We start from the raw sequence: 12,633 nt of genomic DNA on the forward strand, positions 1-12,633 counted from the left end.
GCATGGGCGAAGCGATCGTCAGCCTGCGCGGCGTGCTCAAGCACTACACCCGCGGCAAGCAGACCGTGGAGGTGCTGGAGAGCCTGGACCTGGACATCGCCCGCGGCGATTTCCTGGCGCTGATGGGCCCCAGCGGCTCCGGCAAGACCACGCTGCTGAACCTGATCGGCGGCCTGGACCGCCCCAGCGCCGGCAGCGTCAGCGTGGCCGGTGAGCGCATCGACCAGCTCAGCTCCGGCCAGCTGGCGCAGTGGCGCGCACGGCACATCGGCTTCGTCTTCCAGTTCTACAACCTGATGCCGATGCTCAACGCCGAGCGCAACGTCGAGCTGCCGCTGCTGCTGACGCGGCTGCCCGCCGCCGACCGCCTGCGCCGCGTGCGCGTGGCGCTGGAGATCGTCGGCCTGGCCGAGCGCGGCGGGCACAAGCCCAGCGAGCTCTCCGGCGGCCAGGCGCAGCGCGTGGCCATCGCCCGTGCGCTGGTGGCGGACCCCACCCTGCTGGTCTGCGACGAACCCACCGGCGACCTCGACCGCAAGACCGCCGACGAGATCCTGCACCTGCTGCAGACGCTCAACCGCGAATACGGCAAGACCATCGTCATGGTCACGCACGATCCGAAGGCGGCGGAGTTCGCGACGCACCAGCTGCATATGGACAAGGGGCGAATCGGAACAGGAGAGCCGCTATGAATAGCGGGTCTCCCCGATTCGCGGGCGGCCATGGATGGCCGCCCCGGGGGTGGATGGGCGAACAGAGGTCCCGCCATGGACGGCGTCACCGAACCCTCGGCGCCAACAGCAAAGGGTGCCCCCTCACCCCAGGCCCCTCTCCCGGAGGGAGAGGGGTTCCAGACACCAGGGATGTCCCATGAAATACTTCCCCCTGATCTGGTCCGCCCTCTGGCGCAAGAAGCCGCGCACGATCTACACCATGCTGTCGATCGTGGTGGCCTTCCTGCTGTTCGGCATGCTGCAGGCGGTGGCGGTGGGCATGTCCAAGTCCTTCGAGATCTCCGGCGCGGACCGCCTGTTCACCGCCGGCAAGTTCTCCTTCACCGAGATCCTGCCGCTGGGCTACTACTCGCGCATCAAGTCCACGCCCGGCGTGCAGCTGGTGTCGCATGCGAGCTGGTTCGGCGGCGTCTACCAGGACGAGCGCAACATGTTCCCGCAGCTGGCGGTGGACCATGAAACCTACCTGGAGATGTACGACGAGTTCATCGTCGACGAAGCGGCGCGCAAGGAGTGGGCACGCAACAAGACCGGCGCCCTGGTCGGCAAGGGCCTGGCCCAGAAGTTCGGCTGGAAGGTGGGCGACCGCATTCCCATCCAGGCTTCGATCTGGCCCAAGCGCGATGGCCGCAACGACTGGGAGTTCGACATCGTCGGCCTGCTCGACGGCAAGGACGAGAATGCCAAGGCGCAGGCCGAGGTGCTGCTGTTCCGCTTCGATTACTTCGACGAGGCCCGCCAGTTCGGGCAGGGCTACGTCGGCTGGTACCTGGAGAAGGTCTCGGACCCGGCGCAGGCCGGCAGCGTGGCCGCGGCCATCGACCGGCAGTTCGCCAACTCGCCCAAGGAGACCCGCACGGACTCCGAGAAAGCCTTCAACCAGGCCTTCATGAAGCAGCTGGGCGACATCCAGCTGATCATCCAGTCGATCCTCGGCGCGGTGTTCTTCACGCTGCTGTTCCTGACCGGCAACACCATGATGCAGTCGGTGCGCGAGCGCATCCCGGAACTGGCGGTACTCAAGACCATCGGCTTCTCCGACCGCAGCGTGCTGGCGCTGGTGCTGAGCGAATCGCTGCTGCTCTGCGTGATCGCGGCCCTGGCCGGCCTGGGCATCGCGACCTTCCTGATGCCGGGACTGGCGGCGAAGATGCCGGGGCTCTACATGCCGCCGGAGGTCTGGGCCATGGGCCTGGGCGTCGCCGGGCTGCTGGCGTTCATCGTCGGGTTTCCCCCGGCATGGAGAGCCATGAGGCTCGACATCGTCCATGCGCTTTCAGCGCGCTGAGGGGCCAGGATGATTCAGCAAGTCTGGGCGGTAACCCTCATGAACCTGCGCGCCGTGCCGCAGCGGCTCGGAGCCTCGCTGGTGATCGTGATCGGCATCGCCGGCGTGGTGGGGGTGCTGGTGGCGCTGCTGTCGATGGCCAAGGGCTTCCAGTCCACCCTCAACAGCACCGGCCGGCCGGACCGGGTGATCGTGATGCGCGGCGGCGCCATGGACGAGCTGTCCAGCGTGCTGTTCCGCGAGCAGGCCACCATCATCAAGCAGGCCCCGGGCATCCGCATGGGCGCCGACGGCCGTCCGCTGGCGGTGTCGGAGGTCTACATGCTGGCCGGCCTGCCGCGCAAGGGACAGACCGAGCCGGCCAACGTGGTGCTGCGCGGCACCGAGCCCCATGTCTTCGCGGTGCGTCCGGAGGCGAAGCTGGTGGAGGGCCGCATGTTCCGCCCAGGCGTATACGAGGTGATCGTGGGCCGCGGCGCCCGCGACCAGTTCGCCGGCATGCATCTGGGCGGCAAGCTGCCGCTGCGCGACGGCGACTGGACCATCGTCGGTTTCTTCGACAGCGGCGGCGACGTGCACGAGTCGGAGCTGTGGGCCGATGCCGAGACGCTGATGCAGGCCGGCAAGCGCGGCGCGCCCAACTCGGTGACCGCGCAGCTGGAATCGGAGCAGGACTTCCAGCGTTTCAAGGATGCGCTGACCACCGACCCTCGGCTGAATCCCGGCGTGCAGAGGGAGCCGGACTACTACTCCTCGCGCTCCAAGGCGCTCAACGGCCTGATCAACGGCCTGGGCTACACCGTGGGCGTGATCATGGCGATCGGCGCGCTGTTCGGCGCGCTCAACACCATGTACGCGGCGGTCTCCACCCGGAGTGTCGAGATCGCCACGCTGCGCGCCATCGGCTTCGGCGGCGCGCCGGTGGTGGTGTCGGTGATGATCGAGGCCATGCTGCTGTCGCTGGCCGGCGGCGTGCTGGGCGCGGCCATCGCCTACGTGGTGTTCAACGGCTACAGCGTCTCGACGCTGAATTTCCAGACCTTCAGCCAGGTGGCCTTCGCCTTCCAGGTGACGCCGGACCTGCTGCGGCAGGGCGTGATCTGGTCACTGCTGATCGGCGCCGTGGGCGGCTTCTTCCCGGCCCTGAAGGCGGCGCGGCTGCCGGTGGTGGAGGCTCTCAGGGGGTGAGACAGAGCGGATGTCCAAGGGACATTCGCGAAGTCGAACGCCCGGCCATGGAATGTTTGGCCTCGCTGAGGCATGACTCAATGTCATGCCGAAGTCAGCCAAATATGGCCCCGGGGGCGCCCTGAAGATTGCCCCCTTCTCCCGCGAGGTAAGGGAAAGCCCCACGCCGGTCGGCCCGGTGATAAGCGCCCAACGAAAAAAAGCGCGGCCGGAGCCGCGCTTTTTTCGTTTGCCTCGTGCAGTTCAGTTCTTGAACTTGCCGCCGGTGCACAGCTCGTGCACGTACATGGCCTTGCCGACGTTGGCGCTCAGCAGGCCCGGCTCCAGCGTGATGGTCGCCTTGTCGAACGACTGGGTGCTCTTGAAGCCCACCCAGGCGCGCTCATGCGTGCCGGCGCCCAGCAGGTCCAGATCGCTCTGCGTGTAGCTGCGGCTCTCGCGGTCCGCGCCGTTCAGCGTGGTGGAGATCTTGATCTGGTTGACCAGCGACAGGTCGACGGTGCCGTTGGGGAAGCCCAGCGCGAACACCGCATAGGTGCCGGCCGGAGCCGCTGCGGGCAGTTCCACGTTCTGGTCGACGCCTTCCAGCAAGGAGCCCAGCAGGCCCACGGCCAGCGTGAAGGTCGAGTGGGTCGACAGCTTGCCGTCGATCAGCAGGTCCTTGTCGGCCACGCCGTTGGTGAGCTGGGTCACCGGGTCGGCGCCCAGCAGGTTCAGCAGGGCGGTCAGCGCACCGCCGACCACGCCGCGCGAACCCACCGAGGTGGTCACCTTGTCGCCGGAGGCGCTGGCGGTGCAGATAAAGTTGCCGGGGATCGCGGGGCCGCCGGCGCCGTCAGTCACGTCGGTCGGTACCGAGCCGTCGTTCGGGAACTCGTTGGGATCGATGATGCCGTTGCCGTTGTCGTCGCCGTCGCCGGTCTGCAGGCCATCGCTGCCATCAATGGTGCCGTCGCCATTGGCCTCGCAACCGGCCAGGAGGAGGCCGGAAAGGGCCAGCAGCGCAACGCCGCAGGCCTGGGGGAGCTTCATCTTCATTGGTGCATCTCCGCTGTCATAAGGGGTGAGGGATTCGGCGTTCTTGTTGACCGCTTCTGGGATAGTGCCTGCCGGCCCAACCGGTAGTATCATGCCCCAGGCCTATCCGCCTGTAATGTAAGAAATATCGGATCGGGTTGTCACTAAAAAGCTCGTCCCCTCCCCGACTTGCTTGAGTGACCCTCGTCACGCTATATCATGCATTCAGGCATTCCGCCTTAACGTCGTCCAATAATAGAAACGCACCCCGGAACGGTCTTCCTACCCGTTCCGAAGGCACTGTTCGTGCCCACCCCAACAATCAGGAGAGTCACGATGAAAGCGCTGCTGAAACAACTCCCCCTGGCCTGCCTTGCGCTGACGCCGATGGCGTACGCCCAGGACCCGGCCGCCGAGTCCGCCCCGGCTGAAGAGGCCATCGTCAGCGAGGCGGTGCCGGCGGAAGCCGCTGCCGCCGAAGCCGCCCCCGAGGCGGCCCCGGCCGAAGCGACCGCGGAAGCTGCTCCGGCGGAAGCCGCCCCCGAGGCCGTGGCCGCCGAGGCCGAGGCCGCCCCGGCCGAGACCACGCTGACGGAAACGGAAACCGTGACCGAAACGGTCACCGAGACCACCACGACGGAGACCACCGAGACGACGGAAGCCCCGCCGGCCGCCCGGGTCACCGACTACGTCAGCCTGCTGGGCACCTACACCTTCGTCGGCGACACGCCGTTCGACAGCATCGAGCACGCCATCGGCCTGCAGCTGATCCGCGGCTGGAACCTGTCGGGCAACTGGTACATTGAAGGCAACTTCACCTCCGACGTCATCGAGACCGACGTCACCGGCACCACCGACTTCTACCGCTACGGCCTGGGCGCCGACCTGGTGTACTCCTTCGGCGACCGCCTGAGCTTCACGCCGTTCGCGCTGATCGGCGCCGCCGCCACCTACACCGACGTCATCCCGGATGACGAGGACGACTGGAGCTGGGCCGCCAACGCCGGCCTGGGCCTGCTGACCGGTCCGATCAGCGACTTCGGCTTCCGCATCCGCCTCGAGGCGCGCTACATCTACGACGCCTTCGAGTACCTGGACAAGCGCGAAGACGTCAAGGTCGGCCTCGGCCTGGAACTGCCGCTGCAGCTGCCGGGCGACGCCCCGGTCACCCCGCTGCCGGTCGTGGAAGAGCGCGTGCAGGTGGTCGATGCCGGCCAGCCGGGCGACGCGGACCAGGACGGCGTGCTGGATCCGTATGACGCCTGCCCGGATACCCCGCAGGGCATGGAAGTGGACGGCCGCGGCTGCGCGCTGCCCCAGGTCCTGACCCTCACCGGCGTGACCTTCGAGTTCGACTCCGCCCGCCTGACCTCCGACGCCCGCACCATCCTGGATGGCGTGGCCAAGAAGATCGTGGCCTACAAGAAGATCCCGATGGAACTGGCCGGCCACACCGACAGCGTCGGCAGCGACGAGTACAACCTCAAGCTGTCCGATCTGCGCGCCAAGTCCGTCAAGGACTACCTGATCGAGCAGGGCGTCGCCGCCGACGGCCTGACCGCCAAGGGCTACGGCGAGTCCCAGCCGGTGGCGCCGAACGACACCGATGCCGGCCGCCAGCTGAACCGCCGCACCGAGCTGCGCATCGAAGGCCAGAAGTAAGCCGTACCGCTGCAAACCAAACGGCCGCCGGGAAACCGGCGGCCGTTTTGCTTTGGGCGCCGGAAGCCCGAATCCCGGCCAGGCGGGAGAGGCGGCCCGCTGCGGGTTCAGCGCAGGACCAGCAGAAGGAATTCCACCAGGCTGACGGCCGCCAGCAGGATCACCACCCAGCGCCAGCGCGGCGGCAGCCCTGCCGGAAGCTCGGGCGGCGTCACCGGCGCCCGCGTCATGGTGATCTGCGCATCCGCCGGGATCACGCTGACGACCCGGGACTCGCTGCCGCGGACGGCGCTGGCCTCGGCCGTCACCGCGTCGGGCCGGGCCACGGGCGGCGCGAACAGCTCGGCCAGCCCGGTTCCGCTGTCGATGTCCTCGGCGGACAGTCCGTCGAGGAAGGCCAGGAACTCTCCGGCGGAGGCATAACGGTCCTGCGCACGCACCGCCAGCGCCCGGGCCATGCCTTCGCGCAGCGCCGGCGGCAGGGCGCCGTAGCCGGACTGCTCCAGCGGGTCGTGGCCGAGACGGTCCAGGGCCATCGGCGGGGCCTCCCCCGCGATCATGCGGTAGAGCGTGGCGGCGGCGCCGTAGACGTCGGTGTAGGGGCCCTGGGGGCTGCGGCGCTGGTACTGCTCCAGCGGCGCGTAGCCCTCGGTGAGCACCACCACCATGCTGTGCGGACGCTCGCCGGCGGCCTGCATGGCGGCACCGAAGTCCAGCAGGATCGGGCGGCCGTCGGCCGCCAGGTAGATGTTGTGCGGCTTGACGTCGCGGTGGATGACGTTGCGCTCGTGCAGGTACTGCAGACCCTGCAGGATCGGCCGCATCAGGCGCACGGCCACGCCGGGGGCCATGCTGTTGCGCACCGTCGACAGGTACTCGCCCAGCGACTGGCCCTCGTAGTAGTCCATCACCAGGTAGGCGGTGCCGTTGGCGTTGAAGAAGCTGCGCACGCGCACGATGTTGGGGTGGTCGAAGCGCGCCACGATGCGCGCCTCGCGCAGGAACTGCTCGCGGCCGAAGCGGAAGTTGGCCTGGTCGGCCTCGGTGTGGACCTGCACGTCCAGCGAGTCCGCGGTGCGCGTGGCCAGGTCGCGCGGCATGTACTCCTTGATCGCCACGCGCTGCTGCAGGTGGATGTCCCAGCCGATGTAGGTGATGCCGAAGCCGCCGCGCTTGCCCAGCACGCGGCCGACACGGAACTGGCCGCCGATGACGATGCCGTGGGGCAGGAACAGCGGCGATCGCGGGGCCGATTCGTCGTAGCCGCAGTTAGGGCAGACCGCGAGCCCGCCCTTCTCCGCATAACAGCCGGGGCAGTGTTTCTGGTAATCCACCTGCGACGACGCTCCCTTGGTCGGCCCGATACGGCCGATTGTATCGCCAACGCCTTGCGCGGCCCGCGGCGGGCATGGAACCTGCCTCAGGCCGGGAGCCGAGGCGGGGCCCGGCTGGCGAAGCGGCGGGTTTTCATCCTAGTCTGTGCCCGCCACGACAACTCCGGCGAGGATCGCCGACCCAAAGAGTGAATGCCATGACGCAGATACCCGATGGCCAGTACCGCGGTTCCGTGCTCTACGCCGACTTCAGCGAGGCGCGCACCGACGCCCCGATCGAAGCACCGCTGAGCTTCAGCGAGGTCCGGGACCTGGCGTCGCTGGGCAGCCGCCTGGATGGCCTGGTGATGGAAGCCACCCCGCGCAGGCTCTACGCCTTCTTCCCCCAGGCCGAAAGCGCCCTGAAGCTGGCGCGGGAGATCGCCCAGACCGCCCTGCGGGCGCGTGCCGACCTGAGCCGCCTGGGCCTGGACGTGCGCGTGATCCTGGGCCATGGCCAGGTGACGATGGAACAGGGCCGGGTACGCAGCGACTGGACCCACCGCCTGGCCGGCCTGGTGACCTCGGTGCCCCAGAACGGCGTCGCGGCGCTGCGCGACTTCGTCGCCCAGTTCCCCCACGGGCAGCTCAATCCCGCGCCGCGTCCCTCGGCCCGCAGCGACCTGTTCATCCTGCCGATGACCGACCTGACCGAGGACCAGGAGACCCGCATGGCCGGGATCGGCGGCGGGATCGACGGGGTCTACCTGACGCTGACGCTGCGCGTGCGCGGCGTGCCGCAGACCTTCCGCTCCAGCGACTGCCCGATCCTGATCGGCCGCGACAAGTCCTGCGGCGTGCAGGTGTCCGGCGAGAAGGCCTCGCGCGTGCATGGCCGCATCGAGTTCGAGAAGGAGAAGTTCTACTACGTGGACGACAGCCGCAACGGCACCTATGTGCTCACCGGCGGCGGCCAGGAGCTGCTGATCCGGCACGAGAAGATCGTGCTGGCCGGCGAAGGGGCGATCAGCCCCGGGGCACCGCTGTCGGGACAGACGGGCGAGGTGGTGCGCTTCTCCTGCACCCCCAGCCGCCTGTCGATGGCCGGCGCCGCGGTAGACGACGGCGACACCAAGATGATGCGCACCGAACGCAAGTGATGGATGTTTTTATTTGTCATCTTTTACATAGAAAGACGACATAAAATCTCGAGCGCGGATGAGCCCGCAGGCCCCGGTCCTGCGGGCTTTTTCGTGTCCGGCCCTGCAAGGACGGGCCTTGCCGGGCGCCCCGGCCCCGCAGGCCCCGCGGAGCCTGGGTTCTGCCCCGGAAATCCCCAGCTTATGCACAGTTTTGGCAGGTTCTTTGCACCGTCTTGGACACAAAGAATTGGGGTTGACGGGGGCGAGAACCACAAGATATGGTATCCAAACTACCCGAGCCACCCCCTAGAGAAAGGGAGCCGGCCTCAGGTACTCCGCAAGAATCCCGCAGGCGCCCGGCCCTTGGCACCTGACGGCATCCCATCATCCAGGGGGAGGAACCACATGCAGAACGAATCCGCCACCGCCACCACCGAAACCCGCCGCACGGCCCCGCCCGCCCCCGTCTCCACGGTGGAGGTGGCCGCCACCGCCCCCGGCGCGATCAAGGTGATCCGGCGCAACGGCAAGGTCACCGGCTTCGACGCCGGCAAGATCAGCATCGCCGTGACCAAGGCCTTCCTGGCCGTGGAAGGCGGCGCCGCCGCGGCGTCCGCCGCCGTGCGCGAGAAGGTCGAGGCCATCACCGCCCAGGTCGTGCAGGGCCTGACCCGCCACCTGACCGGCGGCGGCACGCTCCATATCGAGGACATCCAGGACCAGGTGGAACTGGCCCTGATGCGTGCCGGCGAGCACAAGGTCGCCCGCAGCTACGTCATCTACCGCGCCGAGCGTGCCAAGGAGCGCGCCGCCGAGGCCGCCAAGGTCCCCGAGTCCAGCCAGCCGCGCCTGTCGGTCAAGCTCGACGACGGCCGCACCGTGGCCCTGGACGAGGCCCGCATCCGCCGCGTGGTCACCGAGGCCTGCTCGGGCCTGACCGGCGTCAACATCGAGGAAGTGGTCGCCTCTGCCCTGCGTGATCTCTACGACGGCATTCCCGAAGCCGAGCTGTCGCAGGCCGTGACCCTGGCCGCCCGCGCCCGCATCGAGAAGGAGCCCAACTACACCTACGTGTCGGCGCGCCTGCTCTGCGACGCCATGCGCCACGAGGCCCTGAAGTTCCTCAACCAGCCGGAGACCCGCCCGACCTTCGAGGAAATGAAGGCGATCTATCCGTCCTACTTCACCGCCTTCATCCACCGCGCGGTGGAACTGGAGCTGCTGGACCCGAAGCTGGCGCTGTACGACCTCGACGCGCTGGGCAAGGCCCTGCTCGCCGACCGCGACCAGAAGTTCGACTACCTGGGCCTGCAGACCCTGTACGACCGCTACTTCATCCACAGCAACAAGATCCGCTTCGAGCTGCCGCAGGCCTTCTTCATGCGCGTGGCCATGGGCCTGGCGATCAACGAGATCGACCGCGAAGCCCGCGCCATCGAGTTCTACCAGCTGCTGTCGTCCTTCGACTTCATGTCCTCGACGCCGACGCTGTTCAACTCCGGCACGCTGCGTCCGCAGCTGTCCTCCTGCTACCTGACCACGGTGCCCGACGACCTCGGCGGCATCTTCGGCGCGGTGCAGGACAATGCCCTGCTGTCCAAGTTCGCCGGCGGCCTCGGCAACGACTGGACGCCGGTGCGCGGCATGGGCGGCTACATCAAGGGCACCAACGGCAAGTCCAACGGCGTGGTGCCGTTCCTGAAGGTGGCCAACGACACCGCCGTGGCGGTGAACCAGGGCGGCAAGCGCAAGGGCGCGGTCTGCGCCTACCTGGAGACCTGGCACCGCGACATCGAGGAATTCCTCGACCTGCGCAAGAACACCGGCGACGACCGCCGCCGCACCCACGACATGAACACCGCCAACTGGGTGCCGGACTACTTCCTCAAGCGCGTCATGGAGGAAGGCCAGTGGACGCTGTTCTCCCCCGAGGAGACGCCGGACCTGCACGACCTCGTGGGCGAGGCCTTCGAGAAGCGCTACTGCGAGTACGAGAAGCTGGCCGACGAGGGCCGCATCAAGAACACCAAGCGCCTGCCGGCCCTCAACCTGTGGCGCAAGATGCTGTCGATGCTGTTCGAAACCGGCCACCCCTGGATCACGTTCAAGGATCCCTGCAACCTGCGCTCGCCGCAGCAGCACGTGGGCGTGGTGCACAGCTCCAATCTCTGCACCGAGATCACGCTGAACACCAAGGCCGGCCAGGAAATCGCCGTGTGCAACCTCGGCTCGGTCAACCTGCCGGCGCACATCGCCGACGGCAAGCTCGACATCGCCAAGCTGGAACGCACCATCAACACCGCGATGCGCATGCTCGACAACGTCATCGAGTACAACTACTACTCGGTGGCCACGGCGCGCAATTCCAACCTGCGCCACCGCCCGGTGGGCCTGGGCGTGATGGGCTTCAACGACGCGCTGTACAAGCTGCGCCTGCCCTACGAGAGCGACGCGGCGATCCAGTTCGCCGACAACTCGATGGAAGCGGTCAGCTACTTCGCGATCAAGGCCAGCACGGACCTCGCCCAGGAACGCGGCGCCTACAGCAGCTTCAAGGGCTCGCTGTGGGACCAGGGCATCCTGCCGCTGGACTCCATCCAGATCCTGGCCAAGACCCGCGGCACCAAGTACCTGAAGCAGGACGTGTCGGTGTCCGGCCAGTTCGACTGGGACGCGCTGCGCAGCCGCATCCGCACCGTGGGCATCCGCAACTCCAACACCATGGCCATCGCGCCGACCGCGACCATCGCCAACATCACCGGCGTGTCGCAGTCGATCGAACCGACGTACCAGAACCTGTACGTCAAGTCGAACCTGTCGGGCGAGTTCACCGTGGTCAACGAGTACCTGGTCAACGACCTCAAGAAGCTCGGCCTCTGGGACGAGGTGATGGCGCATGACCTGAAGTACTTCGACGGCAGCGTGCAGCGCATCGACCGCATCCCGGCCGACCTGAAGGAGCTCTACAAGTGCGCCTTCGAGATCGACGCCAAGCGCCTCGTGGACGCCGCCAGCCGCCGCCAGAAGTGGATCGACCAGGCGCAGTCGCTGAACCTGTACATGAGCCAGCCCAACGGCAAGAAGCTGGACGAGCTGTACAAGCACGCCTGGCTGTCCGGCCTGAAGACGACCTACTACCTGCGCACCATGGGCGCCACCCACGCCGAGAAGACGACGATCCAGGACAACCGCCTGAACGCCGTGGGCACCGGCGCCGCCGGCGGGGCCTCGGCCAAGCCGGCCGCCAAGGCCGCCGAACCGATCGTGGCCCCGGTGGCCGCCAGCGACGTCGGCAGCGCCAAGGTCTGCTCGATCCTGGATCCGGATTGCGAAGCCTGCCAGTAAACTGAAGCGCGTCACCCAAGGCCGCCCCGGGTTTCCCGGGGCGGCCTTTTTCTTTGCCGGATCGCCAACCCGCATCGGGCCACCACGGCCGGTCCGGAGTCGGCATACGTACTAGCCGCAATCCGGTGCCGGAAATCGCGGATTTCCGGCACCGGCCCGGTCTGCGAACCTGTGGTCACTGCAACCGAACCGGGTGACCCCCATGGCCTTCGACACCGCCCCCGCCAGCCTCCGCAACGCCTGCGCTGCCAACTGCCTGCAGTGCCCCACCCGGCAGCACTGCCTGGTGCGGGACCTCGGCCCTGAGGAGACCCTGCGCTGGAACGGCATCGTCGAGCACATGGTCAACCTGCCGGCCGGCAAGGCCCTGTTCGAGCCGGGCGCGAGCGCCGCCATGGCCTACTCGGTGCGCGCCGGCTGCATCAAGACCTTCACGCTCGACGCCCAGGGCAACGAGCGCGTGCGCGGCTTCTACCTGGCGGGCGACATCGTCGGCCTGGATGCGCTGACCGAGCCTCGCTACCCGATCCACGCGGTGGCGGTGGCCCCGACCCAGGTCTGCGTGCTGGCGCGCGGCGACATGCGCCGCCTGACCCAGACCTCGCCGGTGCTGATGGGCCGCCTGGTGGACCGCCTCAGCGATTCGCTGCGCAACGCCCTGGCGCTGGGCGGCGACTTCACCGCCGAGCAGCGCGTGGCCGCCTTCCTGCTGCAGATGCAGGTGCGCCTGGCGCCGCTGCCGGGCCGGCCGCTGCGCCTGCCGATGGGCCGCCGCGACATCGCCAACTACCTGCGCCTGGCGACCGAGACCGTGTGCCGCGCGCTGACCCGCTTCGAGCAGCGCGGGCTGCTGGCGGTGCACGACCGCGAGATCACGATCCGCGACCGCGAGGCCCTGCAGGCGGTGGCCGAGCCGGTGGCGCTGCGCGAACTGGCCGCCTGAA

General features: G+C 68.1%; 9 protein-coding genes. 7 read left to right on the plus strand and 2 right to left on the minus strand.

Going from position 1 to position 12,633, the window contains the following annotated elements:
• Positions 1-2: 2 nt before the first annotated feature.
• The 3 genes from C3942_RS09840 (at position 3) to C3942_RS09850 (ending at position 3,210) form a co-directional block, all read left to right on the plus strand.
• Positions 3-692, plus strand: coding sequence for an ABC transporter ATP-binding protein (locus tag C3942_RS09840; RefSeq protein WP_104230208.1), 690 nt, complete (start codon positions 3-5; stop codon positions 690-692).
• A gap of 178 nt (positions 693-870) precedes the next feature.
• Positions 871-2,022 (plus strand): ABC transporter permease, encoded by a 1,152-nt coding sequence (locus C3942_RS09845; protein WP_104230209.1) that lies wholly within the window; start codon positions 871-873, stop codon positions 2,020-2,022.
• A 39-nt stretch (positions 2,023-2,061) separates the two neighbouring features.
• Complete coding sequence (locus C3942_RS09850; protein WP_243393566.1) at positions 2,062-3,210, plus strand: ABC transporter permease; 1,149 nt, start codon at positions 2,062-2,064, stop codon at positions 3,208-3,210.
• A 243-nt stretch (positions 3,211-3,453) separates the two neighbouring features.
• On the opposite strand, the gene C3942_RS09855 is transcribed toward C3942_RS09850, so the two are convergent.
• On the minus strand, positions 3,454-4,248 hold the full coding sequence (locus C3942_RS09855) for a hypothetical protein (RefSeq protein ID WP_104230211.1): 795 nt from the start codon (positions 4,246-4,248) through the stop codon (positions 3,454-3,456).
• Between the two features lie 315 nt (positions 4,249-4,563).
• Here C3942_RS09855 and C3942_RS09860 point away from each other — a divergent pair, with 315 nt between their 5' ends.
• Positions 4,564-5,889: an OmpA family protein gene (locus C3942_RS09860; RefSeq protein ID WP_104230212.1), complete on the plus strand. Its 1,326-nt coding sequence runs from the start codon at positions 4,564-4,566 to the stop codon at positions 5,887-5,889.
• Between the two features lie 107 nt (positions 5,890-5,996).
• Here C3942_RS09860 and C3942_RS09865 read toward each other — a convergent pair whose 3' ends face one another.
• Complete coding sequence (locus C3942_RS09865) at positions 5,997-7,223, minus strand: serine/threonine protein kinase (RefSeq protein WP_165797399.1); 1,227 nt, start codon at positions 7,221-7,223, stop codon at positions 5,997-5,999.
• A gap of 197 nt (positions 7,224-7,420) precedes the next feature.
• Here C3942_RS09865 and C3942_RS09870 point away from each other — a divergent pair, with 197 nt between their 5' ends.
• The 3 genes from C3942_RS09870 (at position 7,421) to C3942_RS09880 (ending at position 12,632) form a co-directional block, all read left to right on the plus strand.
• Complete coding sequence (locus C3942_RS09870) at positions 7,421-8,362, plus strand: FHA domain-containing protein (protein WP_104230214.1); 942 nt, start codon at positions 7,421-7,423, stop codon at positions 8,360-8,362.
• A 387-nt stretch (positions 8,363-8,749) separates the two neighbouring features.
• Positions 8,750-11,689, plus strand: coding sequence for a ribonucleoside-diphosphate reductase subunit alpha (locus C3942_RS09875; protein ID WP_104230215.1), 2,940 nt, complete (start codon positions 8,750-8,752; stop codon positions 11,687-11,689).
• A 202-nt stretch (positions 11,690-11,891) separates the two neighbouring features.
• Complete coding sequence (locus C3942_RS09880) at positions 11,892-12,632, plus strand: Crp/Fnr family transcriptional regulator (protein WP_104230216.1); 741 nt, start codon at positions 11,892-11,894, stop codon at positions 12,630-12,632.
• The last annotated feature ends 1 nt before the right edge of the window (position 12,633 follow it).

Origin of the sequence: Solimonas fluminis, from assembly GCF_002930645.1 — a bacterium.
In the GTDB taxonomy this organism is placed as follows: Bacteria; Pseudomonadota; Gammaproteobacteria; order Nevskiales; family Nevskiaceae; genus Solimonas_A; species Solimonas_A fluminis.